The organism is Cryobacterium sp. N19, from assembly GCF_002929595.1.
Classification (GTDB): domain Bacteria; phylum Actinomycetota; class Actinomycetes; order Actinomycetales; family Microbacteriaceae; genus Cryobacterium; species Cryobacterium flavum.
This window is the reverse complement of record NZ_PJJR01000053.1, coordinates 168,633-184,314: the sequence shown is the minus strand read 5'-3', so window position 1 is coordinate 184,314 and position 15,682 is coordinate 168,633. Positions and strand designations below refer to the sequence as shown.

Here is a 15,682-nt window from a genome sequence, read left to right as displayed (position 1 = left end):
CGCCTAAACTAGGGCCGATGATCGTTTCTTCTCCCTACGACAAGCTTCTGCAGAGCCTCCCGGTACTCGCGCGCACCGCATCCGTTCCCGGCACCGACGGGCAGAGCAGTGACACGCGGTACTGGGACTACGGCGACCCCACCGCGCCCACAACGCTCGTGCTGGTGCATGGCTTTCGTGGCGACCACCACGGTCTGCAGCTGGTCGTGGCCGAGTTGCTCAGCGGCGACCCACACTCGCCGGCGCTGCGCATCCTGGCACCCGACCTGCCGGGTTTCGGCGACTCGGCCCCGCTCCACGACGGGGTTCATTCCCTCGCGGCGTACGCCCGCTGGCTCGAGGAATTCCTCGGCGTGCTCGCCCCGACCGGGCGGCTAGTGGTACTGGGCCATTCTTTCGGTTCGATTGTGGTCGCGGCGGCAGCCGCAGCGGGGCTGACCGCCGACGAGATCATCCTGGTCAATCCGATCGCCGCGCCGGCCCTGTCGGGGCCGCGCGGAGTGCTGACCCGGCTTGCTGTGTTCTACTACTGGGCAGCGGCGAAATTGCCGGAGCGCTGGGGCTACGCGCTCTTGCAGAACCGTGCCATCGTGCGCATCATGAGTGTCAGCATGGCCAAGACGCACGATCCGGCTCTGCGTCGCTGGATCCACAATCAGCACGACCGCTATTTCAGTGCCTTTGCCAACCGCCGGGTCGTCATGAATGCGTTCACGGCCTCGGTCAGTCACGACGTGAGCGAGTTCGCTGCCCGCATCCTTCAGCCGACGCTGCTGATCGCGGCCGACAAGGACGACATCACGCCACTCGCGGCGCAATATCGACTGCAGACGCTCTTTCCCAATGCCAGGTTGCGGGTTATCAACAACGTCGGGCACCTCATCCACTACGAACAGCCACAACCGGCCGCACTGTTCATCCGGAAATTCATGGCTGAGGAGCTGGCGCTATGAGAATTGTCGTCGACTGCCGTTACGTTCGCTTCGACCACCACGACGGCATCAGCCGCTACACGGCGGGGCTTGTGACCGAACTGGGCCGCCTGCATCCGCTCATGATGCTCATCAGCGACCATCGTCAACTCGACATGTTGCCTGCGCTGCCGTGGCAGCTGGTGCGCGCCCCGACCAGCCTGCTCGAACCACTCGTCGCGCTGTCGGTCAACCGGCTGAAGCCCGACGTCGTGTTCAGCCCGATGCAGACTATGGGTTCCTGGGGCCGCAAGTACCGGTTATTCCTGACCGTGCACGACCTTATCTACTATCGCAATCGCACGCCCCCGCGTGACCTGTCGCCGTTTATCAGGCTGCTCTGGCGGGTCTACCACCTCTCCTGGTGGCCACAACGGATGCTGCTGAACGGCGCCGACGGCATCGTGACGGTGTCCGAGACCACCCGTTCACTGATCAATGAGCACCATCTCACCCGGCGTCCGGTCACCGTGGTGCCGAACGCCGCCGACACCGTTCCGGGCATCCCGAGTCATCGGAGCATCGCGGAAACCACCCGCCTGATCTATATGGGCTCCTTCATGCCGTACAAGAACCTCGACACTCTCGTGCTGGCCCTGGCCGACCTGCCCGAGTACGAACTGCACCTGCTCAGCCGGGTGTCGGCGACCGAGCGAAACCGGCTGACCCGCCTGGCTCCGCAAGCCCGGCTGCTCTTTCACGACGGGGTGACCGATGAGGATTACCACGCCCTGGTGCGCTCGGCTACCGCCCTCGTCACCGCGTCGCTCGATGAGGGCTTCGGTATTCCCCTGGTCGAGGCGATGAGTTTGGGTATCCCCGTCGTGGTCAGTGACATTCCGATCTTTCGCGAGATCGGCGGCGACGCGGCGCTGTACTTCGACCCGCGCAGTGCCGATGCCATTACTGCGGCCGTTCGGAATCTCGCGGAGCCGGGGGAGTGGGCAACGCGCTCCGCGCTGTCGATCGAACAGGCGGCCCGCTTTACCTGGGCGGCGTCGGCCCGTACCCTGCTCGACGTGCTCGAGGGAACCGTTCCGACTACTCCGTAGCTGCATTTCACGCCGCGCGGGAGCTGCGCAGTTGCGCGGGAGGCGCAACCCGCGCGCAGCGGCGCAGGTCGAGCGTCTCGCGTAGCGCTGGAGTTGTGGCCAGACCTGTTCTCCCGCGCACTGGCGCAAGTCCAGCGTGACACGTGGCATCCGTGCGGTTAGGAACAGGTCAGAGCACCGGGGAGGCTGCGGACTCACCGCGGTCGCCGGGAGACCGGGTGGTCGCGTCGAAGTGGGTCAGCAGCAGCTGGTCGTTCTGCCACCGAAAATCGTGCACGGACCCGTTCGCGATGAATTCGCCGTGCCGGGGTCGCTCACCCTCGGTGACATGGCGCAACAGCGTGCCGATGATGCCGCCGTGGCTGAGCACGAGCACACGCTGCCCGGCTCGCCCGGCCGCCAGGGTTGCGAGGGCGGCGAGCACCCGATCAACGACATCGCGCCGAGTCTCTAATCCCGGAACAACGACACCATCGGGAAAGCGATGCTGACGCTCGGCGAAGGTGAGCCCTTCGATGGCCCCGTGGTGGCGTTCGGTGAGGGCGGGAACGATGAGTGGTTCGCTCAGTCCGAGCTCGGCCGCGATGATGTGGGCGGACTCAGAAGCGCGAAGGAGCGGGCTGCTCACGATGGCGTCCCAGCGCCGCGACTGCAACCGCTCGGCAGCAGCAGCGGCCTCGGCTCGCCCGGTCGCGTTGAGGGGGATATCCGTGCTGCCCTGGATGCGGTGATGCAGGTTCCAGTCCGTCTGGCCATGCCGCACGATCGAGAACGTGGTCGTCGCGGATTCACCCGACGGATCGGGACTTCGCTGGGCAGACACGCGCGGTCAGCCCAGCAGACGTTCGGCGAGTGCGGCGAGGGTTTCCGAGGTACCGGCCTCGAGCTTGTGCAGGGCACGCCCGTCACCCTTGGTCACGCCACGGTTGATGACGATGATCGGCAGCTTGCGCCGGCGTGCCTGTTCGACCAAGCGGATGCCGGAATTCACCGCCAGCGAGGACCCGGCCACGATGAGGGCGTCAGCGCTCTGGATCAAAGCGGATGCCTCCAGAAACGTTTCCGTCGGAACGAGTTCGCCGAAGAACACGACGTTCGGCTTGAGCATTCCCCCGCAAACCGTGCACGCCGGAACCACGAAGTCGTCGATATTCCCCACATCGGCATCGCCGTCGGGAGCGATCCGAATGCTCTCCGGGTCGCGGAGTACGGGGTTGTCCTTTTCCAGCCGCGCCGCGATGCTGTCACGGCCGAAGGCCTGACCGCAGGCCAGACAGATCACCCGGTCGAGGGAACCGTGCAACTCGACCACATGGCGTGAACCGGCGCGGGTGTGCAGGCCGTCGACATTCTGGGTGATCACTCCGGCAATGGCGCCGGCGCTCTCAAGCTGAACGAGCGAGCGGTGTCCCAGGTTCGGTTCGGCCTGGTGAAACACCCTCCAGCCCAGGTGGCTGCCGGCCCAGTAGCGTTTGCGGGACCGTTCATCGGCGACGAAGGTCTGAAAGTTCATCGGGGTTCGCGTCGGTGCGCCCGCGCCGCGATAGTCCGGAATTCCGGAATCGGTACTGAGGCCGGCGCCGGTGAGAACGGCGGCGCGTTTGCCGCGCAGCAGAGCGGCGACAGCATCCACTGCCCGTTCCGAATCGAGCGCGAGAGCGGAGGCCAGCGCTGCGGCGGTGTCGGGGGCGTCGGCGGGCTCAAGCGCGTCGACCAACACCGTGCCGTCCGCTGCTGTGCCGTGCGCAGCCGTGTCGCTGGGCTGGGCCGAATCGGCGGTCATCGGCGCTCCTTTCGTACCAGGGCGAGCAGAAACAGCTGCCCGTCCCTTGAGTCTAAACTCGTCTGTTTTCCGGTTTGACTACCCACCTGTCAGGCTTGAGCTCAACCACTCATCTCGGAAGGCACTTCTTCGTGCAGATCACCCGCATCACCGACCTGTCCAGCCCGGGTCTCGCCGACTATTCGCGTTTGACCGATGTCGCCCTCCGGCGTGTTCTCGAACCGGCCGGCGGCCTGTATATCGCTGAGTCACCCAAGGTGATCGCCCGGGCGTTGAACGCCGGACACCGACCACGGTCGTTGCTGATTCAGGAACAGTGGATGCCCGACGCCGAGCGGCTTCTGGCCGACTGGCCTGACGTGCCCGTCTACGTGGGTGAGGCCAGCGTGCTCGAGCAGCTCACCGGCTACAACCTGCACCGCGGAGCCCTCGCCGCCATGCACCGGCCGGCACTGCAACCGGTCGAAGCACTGATCAAGACGGCACGCCGAATCGTGATTCTCGAGGACATCGTCGACCACACCAACGTCGGTGCCATCTTTCGTTCGGTGGCCGGGCTCGGCGCCGACGCCGTGCTGATCACGCCGCGCTGTGCCGATCCACTGTATCGACGCAGCGTGCGCGTGAGCATGGGCACTGTGCTGCAGGTCCCGTGGACCCGACTGCCGGAGTGGAGCGTGGCCACCCCGCTGCTGCACGCCGCCGGCTTCCGCCTGGCAGCACTGGCGCTAGCGGACAACGCGGTCTCGCTCGACGTGTTCGCCGAGACGACACCCGAACGGCTCGCCATCATCCTCGGCGCCGAGGGCGACGGGCTCAGCCAGCACGCGCTGGCCGCCGCCGACACGGTCGTGACAATTCCCATGCTGCACGGCGTCGACTCGCTCAACGTCGCCTCGGCAAGCGCGGTCGCACTCTACGCCCTGCGCGTTCGTGCGTGAACACCGGGGGCGACCGGACCGGTTTCACCCAGCGAAGAAGTTAGGCTGAACGGATGTCTCCCTCCCGGCGTGTCCTCCTCCGGCGCCGCAGGCTCGCCGTCTTCAGCATTCTCCTCGTAGTCGTGGGCGGTATCGGCTACGTCGGTGCCACCAACCTGGCCCCCGTACCGGCGAGCGCAGCCGATCTCGTTCAACCGGCAGCGCTCACCCAGCCGGTAGCTGCCCCGACCTGGCCGGCTTTTGGCGAGAGCGCCATCGGTGCGGTCGGCTTCCCGGGCGTTCTGGCCTCGAGCGGCGCTCAGGACACGGTACCGATCGCGAGCATCACCAAAATGGTCACCGCCCTCGTCATCCTGGACGCGAAACCGCTCGAAGCCGGCGAGGCCGGGCCGGACATCACGTTCACCGATGCCGACGTGGACATCTACTACGACGTGATCGCCGAGAACGGCTCGGTCGCTCCGGTCGTCTCCGGAATGGTGCTCACCCAGCGCGAGTCCTTCGAAGCGATGCTGCTGCCATCGGCCAACAATTACGCGGCCTCCCTCGCGGTATGGGCCTTCGGATCGATCGACGGCTACCTGGCGGCAGCGAAGACCTGGCTCGCCGCCAACGCCCTGACCCAGACCAGTGTGACCGACACCAGCGGCCTGTCCACGTCGAGCGTGAGCAGCCCGGCCGACCTCGTCGAGATCGGCAAACTCGTCGTCGGCCACCCCGCCCTCGCCGAAATCGTGGCCCTCCCCTCGGCGGTCTTGCCGGTCATCGGAACCATCACCAACACCAACAAGCTGCTGGGGCGCGATGGCGTCGACGGTATCAAGACCGGGACAACGGATGTCGCCGGCGCCTGCCTGTTATTCTCAACCGACTTCACCGTCGGCACCAGCACGGTCACCCTGGTCGGGGTGGTGCTCGGCGGTGACACGCACTCCGAACTCAACTCGGCGATCGCCGCGCTGATCGAGAGCGTGCAACCCGGTTTTCACGACGTCATCCTCGCCGAGGAAGGCGCCGTGTTCGGCAGTTATACGACCCAGTGGGGTGACGAGAGCGACATCGTGGCCGAGCGGGCAGCATCCGTGCTGGTCTGGTCGGACTCGCCGATCACCGGAGGGGTGACGGCAGAGGATGTGCAGCTCGGCCGGGCCGGGGACGAGGTCGGTACGGTGTCGTTCACGATCGGTGGGGCAACGCCGACGACCGTATCGGTGCCGCTCGAACTCCACCAGACTCTGGCCGATCCCGGTCCGGCCTGGCGCATGGGGCACCCCGGCAAACTCGCCGCCGGCTGACCCGGGCGCTCAGACCGGGGGGAGCGTGAACGGGCCGGCGTCGGGCCGCTTGGGCAGCACGTGGTCGCCGGAGGACTGGTGGCGCACCCGGCGCAGCACCCACGGAACGAGGTATTCCCTGGCCCAGGCGAGGTCTTCCGTGCGAGCCTGACGCCAGGTGGTGCCCGGCATCGGCTCGGGTTCGCTCGGTGCAAGAGAATTCTTCACGTTGAGGGTCTGCAATACCATACGAGCGACCGTGTGGTGCCCGAGCGCGTTCAGGTGCAACCGGTCGGGTGCCCACATGCGTGGGTCCTGAATCTCGGTGAGCTGCCACATGTCGGCCACGATGCAGTCGTACTTCGTGGCGACCGCGCGAATGTTTTCGTTATAGATGGCGACCTTGCCGCGGATACTGCGAAACACGGGGGAGAAGCCCACATCGGCGCCGGTGAACAGCACGACAGTCGCGCCGTCGCTGGTCAACCGGGAAATAGCGTCGTCACAGCGCGCCGCGATGGCGTCCGGGTCGGTTCCCGGGCGAATCACGTCGTTGCCGCCGGCCGAGATGGTGATCAGATCGGGGCGCAGCGCCAGAGCCGGCTCGATCTGCTCATCCGCAATCTGCCGAATCAGTTTGCCGCGCACGGCGAGGTTGGCGTAAGCGAAGTCCTCCGTGCCGTCGCTGAGAATCTCGGCGACCCGGTCGGCCCAGCCTCGGTGCCCGCCGGGGCTCTGCTGTTCCGGATCGCCGATGCCCTCGGTAAATGAATCGCCGAGCGCGACGTAGCGCGACCATGGATGCTGTTGCTTCGTCATCAGACCATTGTGTCTGAACATTGTCGCGCTCGTCGAACCTGAGTGCGGACGCGAACGTCGGTGGGCTTTGGTAGATTTGTCGGAAGTGAATACTCCATCGGTTTTCGGTCCCGCACAGGGAACGAGTGCAGCCGAACACCTGTCGCCGTCCTTCCCCGAACGCGCGGCCTGGGGCACCGCAGGCAAGCTGCGCGCCTGGCAGGCCGAAGCACTGGAAGCCTATTTCGTGCACGAACCGCGCGATTTTCTGGCCGCAGCCACGCCGGGTGCCGGCAAGACCACGTTTGCCCTGCGACTCGCTGCCGAACTTCGATCCCGGCGCACCATCGATCGCATCACCGTCGTGGCGCCGACTGAGCATCTCAAGAACCAGTGGGCGGATGCCGCGGCGCGCGCGGGCATCCGTCTGGATCCCATGTTCAAGAACGCTGACCGCAGCTACGGCAGCCACTACCACGGCGTCGTCGTGACCTACGCGCAGGTTGCCGCCCGGGCCGCCCTGCACAAGCAGCTCACCGAATCCAGCCGCACCCTCGTCATTCTCGACGAAATCCACCACGGGGGAGACGCCCTCAGCTGGGGCGACGCCATCCGCGAGGCGTTCGGGCCGGCCACCCGGCGACTCTCCCTCACCGGTACCCCGTTCCGCTCTGACACGTCACCGATCCCGTTCGTCAGCTACCTGCCCGATAAACACGGCATCCGCATGTCGCAGAGCGACTACGCCTACGGCTACGGCCGCGCCCTGGCCGACGGCGTCGTTCGTCCGGTGATGTTCATGGTCTACGCCGGGCACATGAAGTGGCGTACCAGGGCCGGCGACGAGATGGAAGCGAAGCTCGGCGAGGGCAACACCAAGGACATCACCAGCCAGGCCTGGCGCACCGCGCTCGAGCCGAGCGGCCAGTGGATTCCGTCCGTGCTGCGCGCGGCCAACTCTCGCTTGACCGAAGTGCGGCACGGCATACCGGATGCCGGTGGTCTCGTTATCGCCACCGACCAGACCACCGCACGTGCCTACGCCGTCATCCTCGAGGACATCTGTGGCGAGCCGGTCACCATCGTGCTCTCCGACGAGAAGGAGGCCAGCGACCGCATCGACGAGTTCTCCAAGAACACCCGCCGCTGGATGGTCGCTGTGCGCATGGTGTCGGAGGGCGTCGACGTTCCGCGCCTCGCCGTCGGCGTCTATGCGACGAGCGCGGCCACGCCGCTGTACTTCGCCCAGGCGATCGGCCGGTTCGTGCGGGCGCGGCGACGCGGTGAGACGGCATCCATTTTTCTGCCGAACGTTCCCGGGCTGCTCAGCCTTGCGAACGCGCTCGAACTGGAACGCGACCATGCCCTCGACCGCAGCAATCGGGAGGACGGCGACGATGGAATGTACAACCCCGAAGACGCCATGGTCGCCGCGGCCAACAAGGAGGAGAAAGCGTCTGATGACCTCGGCTTGGACGATTTCACCTGGCAGGCCCTCGATTCCCAGGCCACCTTCGACATGGTCATGTTCGACGGTGACGAATTCGGTGAGCTGGCCGAGCCGGGCACCGACGAGGAGTTCGACTTCATCGGCATTCCGGGTCTGCTCGAGCCCGAGCAGGTCTCCGAGCTGCTGCGGCAGCGCCAATCCCGACAGTCCAAACGGTCAACCGACAAACGCAAAGACCCGGTGACCGGTGAAATCGCCCCGCTCGAGCCGCCGCCCCTGTACCGCACACTCAAGGAACAGCGCACGCTGTTGTCAAGCCTGGTCGGCATGTGGTCGAAGCTCGCCAATGAACCGCACGGCATGATCCACGCCGAGATGCGGCGCATCTGTGGCGGGCCCGCCGTCGCCCAGGCCAGCGTCACCCAGCTGCAGATGCGCATCGACCTGCTGCGCCGCCGCCTCGGCCGCAGCTAGTCACGCGGCTGCTGCGCCGATCTAGCCGGCCGCACCGTAGGTGTTGCTCGCGCCCACCGGCACCCGGGCCACCAGCAGGGCGGTCAGAATGTCGTCCATGAGGTCATCGACGTGCTCCAGCCCAATGGAGATGCGCACGATCCCGCCGGGGGGCCGGGCGTCGGGCGCGACCGGTCGGTGGGTGAGCGACGCCGGATGCTGCACCAGGGAATCGACGCCGCCGAGCGACACGGCGTGGGTGATCAGGCCGAGCGCCTCGGTGAAACGCAGGGCCGCCGCGTAGCCGCCGAGATCCAGGGCGAGGAGCGATCCGGCGCCCGAGCACTGCCGCCCGATCAGTCCCTGCGGGTCCTGGCCGGGGAGCCCGGGGTAGAGCACCCGCACCAGGGCCGGGTGTCCGGCCAGCCGAGTCGCCACTTCCGCCGCCGTCGCCTGCTGGGCGTGTACCCGCACCGGGAGGGTGCGCAAACCGCGATGCAGGAGGTAGGCATTGAACGGGGTCAGCAGGCCGCCGGTGAGCGCCCGCACCTGCCGCAGGCGCACCATCCACTCCTCGGACCCGGAGACCGTCCCGCCCATCGCGTCGCCGTGTCCGCCGAGAAATTTGGTCGCGCTGTGCAGCACCAGGGTTGCTCCCGACTCGATCGGACGCTGCAGTACGGGCGTCGCGAAGGTGTTGTCGACCAGTACCGGCACGTCTCCGGCCGCGTCGACGACCGCCCGAATATCGGTCAGTTCGAGGGTCGGGTTGGCCGGTGTCTCCAGAATGACCAGGCCGGTATCCGAGCGGATGGCGGCGGTCACTCCGGCCAGATCTGTCCAGGTGACGGTCGTTCTGAGCAGCCCGCTGGCCAGGACATGATCGGTCCCGCCATACAGTGGTCGCAGGGCCACGATGTGCGGTTTTCCGGCAGTGACCGTGGCGATCAGGGTCGCGGTGAGAGCGGCCATTCCGGTGGCGAAGGCCACCGTGCCCTCCGCCCGCTCCAACGCTGCGAGGGCGCTTTCGAAACGGGCGACGCCGGGCTGCCAGAGCCGCTGGTACACGGCTGAGTCCCCGGGTTCCGGGGTTCCGCCGGTCGCGAGATTCTCGTACGACTCACCGCCGGATTCCACACCGCGCAGCGGATTAGTGGTGGACAGGTCGATACCGGGAACGTGAACGCCCGCCTCGGTGAGGCCGTCCATTCCGGCATGCACGGCGAGGGTTTCAATATGTGACATCGGTGGCAGCATGCCCTCACAGAAACAGATTCTGTGCGGTCGCGCAAGTCAGCCTGCAGACCCTTGCAATTCCAAGACAGGAATCGCATAAACTCCTTAGTAATAAGGGAGTCTGTTGATGGAATCGAAGAAGCCAGAACTCGATCGGGTTGACCGCGCGCTGTTGCGCGCCCTGTCGGTCAATGCCAGGGCTTCCGGGGCAGCCCTGGCCAGTGAAATCGGCGTTGCCGAGTCCACCGTGTCGCTGCGCCTGCGTCGTCTGCAGCAGCTCGGCCACATTCGTGGCTACCGGGCCAATATTGACCTGGCTGCCCTCGGTGCCAGCTTGCAGGCTCTCATCTCGGTGCGGCTGGCCAAGCACGCTCGCGTGCAGATCGACGACTTTCGGAACGCGGCCCCGCACTGGCCCGGCGTGATCGGGTTGTTCCACACCGCGGGTGCCGACGACTACCTGCTGCACGTGGCCGCAGCGGATGCGTCCCACCTGCGGGACTTCGTGCTCGAGCACCTCGCGGAACATCCGGCGGTCGCCCACACCGAGACCAACCTCATCTTTGAGTATGTCGACGGCGACGGCTGGCAGGACCTGGTGAAGTAACGGGCGGCAGGTCGCAGCAGCTGCCCGGCCCCGTATCCGGTTAAAACAAGAACGCCCCCCGCCGAAGCGGAAGGCGTTCTTCGCAAGCTCTATTTAGAGGGCGCGGATGTTCTCGGCCTGAGGACCCTTGGGGCCCTGGGTTACCTCGAACTCGACCTTCTGGTTCTCATCGAGGGACTTGTAGCCATTCGACGCGATCGCGGAGTAGTGCGCGAAAACATCGGCGCTTCCGTCGTCGGGTGCGATAAAGCCGAAGCCCTTTTCAGCGTTGAACCATTTCACGGTACCTGTTGCCATTTGTAAAACTCCTCCAGGAGTGTTAGACCGGCCCCGACTGTCGGGACCGTTCGTCGCGGTATTCGTCGTCCGCTTCCGAAAGGAATGTGGCGCACTAACTGCGATCCAGATGAATCACGATCAATGCGTTTAAGACGTGCAAGCACTACAACTTCGAGTCCAACACTAGCCCACATGTCTGGATGGTTTCGGAATTCCCTGCCTTTTTAACACGAAAGCGTTACGTTTACCGGAAAAAACGGGTGAACTCCGGGTCTACCACTGGTAGTCAGCGCTCCGGGAGCATTCCGAAAAACTAATCCCGGCGTGTCATTCGGCTGTCACAAAGTCGATCAGGTGTTCCACTCGGCCGAGAAGTTGCGGTTCCAGGTCGGCAAACGTGCGCACCTGGCCGAGAATGCGCTGCCAGGCCCTGGCTATGTCAGCCTGCTCCTCGTGCGGCCAACCGAGCGCGTCGCAGATACCGTGCTTCCACTCAATGCTGCGCGGAATATCGGGCCACACCGTGAGGCCCACCCGGGCCGGTTTCACCGATTGCCAGACGTCGACGAACGGATGCCCCACCACCAGCACGCTCGCCGCATACGGGCCGCGCGCCACGGCTTCCGCGATGCGGCTCTCCTTCGAGCCCGGCACGAGGTGGTCCACCAGCACGCCCACCCGACGCCCGGACCCCGGACGAAATTCTCGAAGGATCTCGTCGAGGTTATCGACACCCTCAATGTACTCAACGACCACTCCCTCGATCCGCAGGTCGGCACCCCAGACCTTTTCGACCAGTTCGGCATCGTGCCGGCCCTCGACGAAAATGCGGCTGGCGCGAGCGACCCGGGCCGGGGCATCCGGCACAGCGGTCGAGCCCGAGGCGGTGCGCACTCGGCCTAGGGCCGCGGCCATCGTCGGAGCAATTAGGGTGACGGGGCGACCGTCAATCAGAAAGCCGAAACCGAGCGGAAACAGTCTCAGCTTGCCGTGCCGATCCTCCAGGGTGACGATCTTCTTCTCCACGCGGATGACGGCACCGCAGAACCCGGTGGCGACCTCCTCCACCACCAGGTCACGGATGGCTTCCTGGGTCGGAATGATAATGCGGCCGGCGTCGCGCCAGCCGGGGGAGAGCACGTCTGCACTGTATCGATCGTCCATGGCATCGACGCTAGTCGACGACGCTCTCCGCTCCGGCATGACGCGGTATTCTGAAGGCATGTGTGGTCGATTCATCATTACCGATACGGCGCCGGATCTGGCTGCCATGTTCGATGTCGAGCATGAGGGGGAAAATCTTCCTGAGCCGTCGTGGAATATCCGGCCGACCGAGCAGATCCCGATCGTGCTCGAGTCCAAACGCACCGACCCGGCCGTGCGCCGGCTGGAATCGGCACGCTGGTCGCTGATCCCATCTTTTGCGACCGAACCCACGTCGAAATTTCCCACCTTCAACGCTCGGGCAGAAACCGCCGCCGAGAAACCGACGTTCAAGACCAGCGTCAAGTCGCGGCGTGCCCTGGTTCCGGCGACCGGCTACTTCGAGTGGCACACCGAGGGCACCGTGAAAACGCCCTATTTCATTCACTCCGACGATGGCCTGCCGCTCGCATTCGCCGGCCTGTATTCCTGGTGGAAGAATCCGGCTGCCGCTGACACCGATCCGGCGCGGTGGGTGCTGTCCGCGACTATTTTGACAACGGATGCGCGGGGCCCGCTCGCGCAGATCCATGACCGCGCCCCCGTCGCCCTACCGGAGGAGTGGTGGGACCAGTGGCTGGATCCCGCCACCGAGGGCGATCAGACCCTGGTCGATGCCGCCGTGGCGGCCTCCCGCGAGGTGGTGGAATCACTCAACTTCTACCAGGTTGCGCCGATATCGGGTAACGGCCCCGAATTGATCGAGCCGGTCGACAACGATTCGGTGTAATTGCGCTCTGCCCGAACCGGTACGCTCGAATCAGTACGAATACTCAGTACGTTCACATCAGTGGCTGCACAATTGCGCGGGCGCTGCCCTGAAAGGAACACCCATGAACATTGTCGCCTTCGTCGTCGCGTTTGCGATCTTCGTCTTCGGTTTTTGGCTGTTCGGCCTGGCCTTCTCGGTCACCTCGCTGATGGTGCCGATTTTTATCGGCGGAATCCTGTGTGTGGCCCTCGCCATGGCGATCCCGTTCCACCTATTACGCAACTAAACCACGCTTGCTGCCGGCTCAGTGCAGTAAGCCAGCCACCAGGTTGATGAGCGTGGCTAGAATCACTGATCCGAACGGAAACGACAGTAGCGCGTGCCGCAGCGTCGTCATCCGCAGCGCGTGGCTCTGAATGCTCGTGTCTGACACCTGATAGGTCATGCCGATGGTGAATGCCAGGTAGGCGAAGTCGCTGTACCTTGGCGGTTCGGTCTGATTGAAGTCAATGCCGCCGGGGGAGTCGCTGTAATACAGCGAGGCGTAGCGCAGCGTAAAGAGGGTGTGTACGAGAACCCAGGACAGCGCGACGCTGGCAATGGCGACACCGGCCAGAAGCCCGCGCTGCGTCCCCGAGGTCGCCGAAGTCCCCAGCAGCAACACGACTATGGCGCCGAGGCTCGCGAGCCCGGCCAGCAGGATGAGAAATTCCGACGCTCCCCTCGAGGGGTCTTCGCGGGTCGCGTGGCGGGCCGTCGACGCGGCATCCTGTCGCCCGATGACGATCCAGACCCAACCGATGTAGGTCACGCAGGCGGCCGCCCAGCCGAGGATCACCGCGAGGGCCCAATCGCCGGGTACGCCAGCGACGAGGCCAACGACGACTCCGACGATGAGCATGACGACCAGTCGGGTGCTGTACCGGTGCACTGACGCTAGGGAAATGGTCACAGGCTGATCGTGGCACAGAATGGCCCGGTCACCCGTACAGCGCACCCTCGGCGCGGTGTCAGAATCGCACGGTATTGTAAGTTTCCGATCGACTTCGCATCGATTGTCGTCGAACACGAAAGGTCCCGCCCAGGATGCAAGACAGCCCGGCCGCATCCACCCCCTACGAGGTCCTGGGAGTGAGTCCGACCGCGACCGAGGATGAGTTGCGTCGCGCCTATCGGCTGCTGCTGCGCCAGACCCACCCCGACGTCGGCGGAAGTGCCACCAAATTCCATGCCGTACAGCTCGCCTGGGAACGTATCGGCAGCCCCGAGAACCGGGCCGCCTACGATCGCCGCCGCTTCGGTGATGCAGACCCGACCGCTCCAGCGGATGCCTACGCCGCCCCGTCCGCCCGCGGCCCGGCCACCAAGTCCAGCCTGAAAACCCGCATGCACGGTCACCCAGGCGGCCAGGCTCGCCTGAGATACCTTGATCTAGTACGCGAATGGGCCGGCCGAGGCACGGTCATCGACGACCCGTACGCCCCCGCGTTGATTCGCAGTGCCCCGAAATTCGTGCGGCACTGCCTGGCCAAGGCCCTGGCTGAGGAGGCCACGGCCCAGCTCGTGGCCAATCTCGGTATCGGTTTCACCGCCTGGCATGACATCGACACCGGCGGCCAGACCGACAAACTCGACCACATCATCCTCGGCCCGGCCGGACTGTTCGGCCTGCTCTCCGAAGACTGGGGCGGCGCGGTGCAGTTGCGCCGCGGCGAACTGGTCGGCGAAGAAGTACCGGAGGAGGATCGCCCGATCCACCAGTTCGAGGACGCCGCTCGCTCCATCAGCCGAGCGCTCAAGGTGCGCTTCACCGCGCTCATCGTCGTTCTCCCCGATGGTGCGCTCGACGAACCGGTCTCACTGCCGAAGCGCGGCAGACGGCCGATGATCATCATCATCCCGCGGTCGCGCCTGGTTGGCGTGCTGCGCGAGGGACTGGCCGGCATGGAACGCGGCAGCTTCGAGAAAGTGTTCGAGCTGCGCAGTACCCTGCAAAACGGCATCCGTTTTGTGAATACCTAGGCGGGCAGGGCCAGCTTCTCGACCCAGTAGCGCAGAAACGTCGCCCCGGCTTCATCGTGGATCTGGTCGCCGATCACGATCACCGGATAAGGCCGGTCCAAAATGCCGTCGGACGGCCGCACGTCAACGTGGGACACGTCGTAGCCGGCCTCGTGCAGGTGATCGGCCATGCGATAGTCGCTGCGGGAATCGCCCACCGACCGCCAGAGTCGGGGCAACGGCCCGGTCTCGGCAAAGTAGGCGAGGGCTCGCTTGGCGGCATGGTCTTTGTCGAGTGTGACCGACTCGATGTCGGTGGAGATGATGGTGGCATCCAGCCGAAACGGAACCTGACCGGATTCGTCTGGCGACTCTCGATCGTCGAAGCGAACGCCGAGCCCGTGTTTCACCAGGAGGGCAAAAGCGGCCTCGTTGAAGCCGGATTGGCGGGCGAGATAATTCGCGTGGCTCACGTCCGTACGTTGTTCGACCGAGATCATCGCCTGCTTGGTCTCATCAAAGAACATCTCGGCCGAGAACGAGTCGGCGACGAGCTGGCGCACCTCGTCGATGACCGCGGTCGGCAGGGCAACACTCTGATCGATGACCACGTCTCCCATGCCTTCCACCCCGATCGGAAACCACACCGCGCCCTTCTCGCAGACGCCGTACATGCGAAAGGAATCCGGCAGCCCGGCCGCGACGAGCGGCGCGACAACCTGCGCGCGAATAAAATCGGCTGACCGGCCCGTGATGAACGCGATCGGCACGTGTCCGGCCGCGAGGGTGATCAGATCGGTCAGGATGCTCGGCGTTGCGATGGTGCGCGTGATCGGGCTCGCAATCGGACCGTCGACGTCAAGAAGCAGTCCCAGCGGGGATACGGGCAGTCCGGGCGAGGAGAGAGGTGTAGACATTTCGC

At 65.4% G+C, this 15,682-nt stretch carries 17 protein-coding genes; 9 read left to right on the top strand and 8 right to left on the bottom strand.

All coding sequences use genetic code 11. The features are described from left to right. Positions 1-17 precede the first annotated feature (17 nt). The gene (locus tag CXY78_RS16700; RefSeq protein ID WP_104090320.1) at positions 18-953 is read left to right on the top strand and encodes an alpha/beta fold hydrolase; all 936 of its coding nucleotides are present in this window, start codon (positions 18-20) and stop codon (positions 951-953) included. After that, positions 950-2,023, top strand: a complete 1,074-nt coding sequence (locus CXY78_RS16695) for a glycosyltransferase family 1 protein (RefSeq protein WP_092340133.1) — start codon at positions 950-952, stop codon at positions 2,021-2,023. The genes CXY78_RS16700 and CXY78_RS16695 overlap by 4 nt, the downstream gene beginning before the upstream one ends. A 169-nt stretch (positions 2,024-2,192) precedes the next feature. On the opposite strand, the gene CXY78_RS16690 is transcribed toward CXY78_RS16695, so the two are convergent. Next, a complete protein-coding gene (locus tag CXY78_RS16690) occupies positions 2,193-2,846 on the bottom strand; it encodes a histidine phosphatase family protein (protein WP_104090319.1) in 654 nt (217 codons plus the stop codon). A gap of 6 nt (positions 2,847-2,852) precedes the next feature. Next, positions 2,853-3,806: a Sir2 family NAD-dependent protein deacetylase gene (locus CXY78_RS16685; RefSeq protein WP_104090317.1), complete on the bottom strand. Its 954-nt coding sequence runs from the start codon at positions 3,804-3,806 to the stop codon at positions 2,853-2,855. A 131-nt stretch (positions 3,807-3,937) separates the two neighbouring features. Between CXY78_RS16685 and CXY78_RS16680 the strand changes: the two genes are divergently transcribed. Then, complete coding sequence (locus CXY78_RS16680) at positions 3,938-4,747, top strand: RNA methyltransferase (protein ID WP_104090316.1); 810 nt, start codon at positions 3,938-3,940, stop codon at positions 4,745-4,747. A gap of 53 nt (positions 4,748-4,800) precedes the next feature. After that, a complete protein-coding gene (locus tag CXY78_RS16675) occupies positions 4,801-6,042 on the top strand; it encodes a D-alanyl-D-alanine carboxypeptidase family protein (protein ID WP_104090314.1) in 1,242 nt (413 codons plus the stop codon). Positions 6,043-6,051: 9 nt separating this feature from the next. Here the strand turns inward: CXY78_RS16675 and CXY78_RS16670 are convergent, their stop codons facing one another. After that, complete coding sequence (locus tag CXY78_RS16670; RefSeq protein WP_092340138.1) at positions 6,052-6,840, bottom strand: SGNH/GDSL hydrolase family protein; 789 nt, start codon at positions 6,838-6,840, stop codon at positions 6,052-6,054. Between the two features lie 85 nt (positions 6,841-6,925). On the opposite strand from CXY78_RS16670, the gene CXY78_RS16665 reads away from it, so the two are divergent. After that, positions 6,926-8,743, top strand: coding sequence for a DEAD/DEAH box helicase (locus CXY78_RS16665; RefSeq protein ID WP_092340139.1), 1,818 nt, complete (start codon positions 6,926-6,928; stop codon positions 8,741-8,743). Positions 8,744-8,764: 21 nt separating this feature from the next. Here CXY78_RS16665 and CXY78_RS16660 read toward each other — a convergent pair whose 3' ends face one another. After that, positions 8,765-9,967, bottom strand: a complete 1,203-nt coding sequence (locus CXY78_RS16660) for a PLP-dependent aspartate aminotransferase family protein (protein ID WP_199182630.1) — start codon at positions 9,965-9,967, stop codon at positions 8,765-8,767. 118 nt (positions 9,968-10,085) lie between these two features. Between CXY78_RS16660 and CXY78_RS16655 the strand changes: the two genes are divergently transcribed. Continuing rightward, positions 10,086-10,565 carry an Lrp/AsnC family transcriptional regulator gene (locus CXY78_RS16655; protein ID WP_092107921.1) on the top strand — a complete coding sequence of 160 codons (480 nt, stop codon included), beginning with the start codon at positions 10,086-10,088 and terminating at the stop codon, positions 10,563-10,565. Positions 10,566-10,658: 93 nt separating this feature from the next. Here CXY78_RS16655 and CXY78_RS16650 read toward each other — a convergent pair whose 3' ends face one another. After that, positions 10,659-10,862: a cold-shock protein gene (locus CXY78_RS16650; RefSeq protein WP_035840308.1), complete on the bottom strand. Its 204-nt coding sequence runs from the start codon at positions 10,860-10,862 to the stop codon at positions 10,659-10,661. Positions 10,863-11,171: 309 nt separating this feature from the next. Further along, positions 11,172-12,008 carry a DUF3097 domain-containing protein gene (locus CXY78_RS16645; protein WP_104090311.1) on the bottom strand — a complete coding sequence of 279 codons (837 nt, stop codon included), beginning with the start codon at positions 12,006-12,008 and terminating at the stop codon, positions 11,172-11,174. Between CXY78_RS16645 and CXY78_RS16640 the strand changes: the two genes are divergently transcribed. Next, positions 12,007-12,777: an SOS response-associated peptidase gene (locus tag CXY78_RS16640; protein ID WP_233197533.1), complete on the top strand. Its 771-nt coding sequence runs from the start codon at positions 12,007-12,009 to the stop codon at positions 12,775-12,777. The genes CXY78_RS16645 and CXY78_RS16640 overlap by 2 nt on opposite strands. 103 nt (positions 12,778-12,880) lie before the next feature. After that, positions 12,881-13,045 (top strand): hypothetical protein, encoded by a 165-nt coding sequence (locus CXY78_RS21280; RefSeq protein WP_167552421.1) that lies wholly within the window; start codon positions 12,881-12,883, stop codon positions 13,043-13,045. Positions 13,046-13,063: 18 nt separating this feature from the next. On the opposite strand, the gene CXY78_RS16635 is transcribed toward CXY78_RS21280, so the two are convergent. Then, entirely contained in the window at positions 13,064-13,711 is a 648-nt protein-coding gene (locus CXY78_RS16635; protein WP_233206222.1) for a DUF1345 domain-containing protein, read from the bottom strand. 134 nt (positions 13,712-13,845) lie between these two features. On the opposite strand from CXY78_RS16635, the gene CXY78_RS16630 reads away from it, so the two are divergent. After that, entirely contained in the window at positions 13,846-14,781 is a 936-nt protein-coding gene (locus CXY78_RS16630) for a DnaJ domain-containing protein (RefSeq protein WP_104090307.1), read from the top strand. Here the strand turns inward: CXY78_RS16630 and CXY78_RS16625 are convergent. Beyond that, positions 14,778-15,677, bottom strand: a complete 900-nt coding sequence (locus CXY78_RS16625) for a hypothetical protein (RefSeq protein WP_104090306.1) — start codon at positions 15,675-15,677, stop codon at positions 14,778-14,780. The two genes, CXY78_RS16630 and CXY78_RS16625, sit on opposite strands and share 4 nt — an antisense overlap. Positions 15,678-15,682: the final 5 nt, after the last annotated feature.

Bases quoted from the DNA above. Each gene is read 5' to 3' on its own strand.
- CXY78_RS16700 (WP_104090320.1), top strand. From the start codon at position 18: ATGATCGTTTCTTCTCCCTACGACAAGCTTCTGCAGAGCCTCCCGGTA.
- CXY78_RS16695 (WP_092340133.1), top strand. From the start codon at position 950: ATGAGAATTGTCGTCGACTGCCGTTACGTTCGCTTCGACCACCACGAC.
- CXY78_RS16685 (WP_104090317.1), bottom strand. From the start codon at position 3,806: ATGACCGCCGATTCGGCCCAGCCCAGCGACACGGCTGCGCACGGCACA.
- CXY78_RS16675 (WP_104090314.1), top strand. From the start codon at position 4,801: ATGTCTCCCTCCCGGCGTGTCCTCCTCCGGCGCCGCAGGCTCGCCGTC.
- CXY78_RS16670 (WP_092340138.1), bottom strand. From the start codon at position 6,840: ATGACGAAGCAACAGCATCCATGGTCGCGCTACGTCGCGCTCGGCGAT.
- CXY78_RS16660 (WP_199182630.1), bottom strand. From the start codon at position 9,967: ATGTCACATATTGAAACCCTCGCCGTGCATGCCGGAATGGACGGCCTC.
- CXY78_RS16655 (WP_092107921.1), top strand. From the start codon at position 10,086: ATGGAATCGAAGAAGCCAGAACTCGATCGGGTTGACCGCGCGCTGTTG.
- CXY78_RS16650 (WP_035840308.1), bottom strand. From the start codon at position 10,862: ATGGCAACAGGTACCGTGAAATGGTTCAACGCTGAAAAGGGCTTCGGC.
- CXY78_RS16640 (WP_233197533.1), top strand. From the start codon at position 12,007: ATGGCATCGACGCTAGTCGACGACGCTCTCCGCTCCGGCATGACGCGG.
- CXY78_RS16645 (WP_104090311.1), bottom strand. From the start codon at position 12,008: ATGGACGATCGATACAGTGCAGACGTGCTCTCCCCCGGCTGGCGCGAC.
- CXY78_RS21280 (WP_167552421.1), top strand. From the start codon at position 12,881: ATGAACATTGTCGCCTTCGTCGTCGCGTTTGCGATCTTCGTCTTCGGT.
- CXY78_RS16630 (WP_104090307.1), top strand. From the start codon at position 13,846: ATGCAAGACAGCCCGGCCGCATCCACCCCCTACGAGGTCCTGGGAGTG.
- CXY78_RS16625 (WP_104090306.1), bottom strand. From the start codon at position 15,677: ATGTCTACACCTCTCTCCTCGCCCGGACTGCCCGTATCCCCGCTGGGA.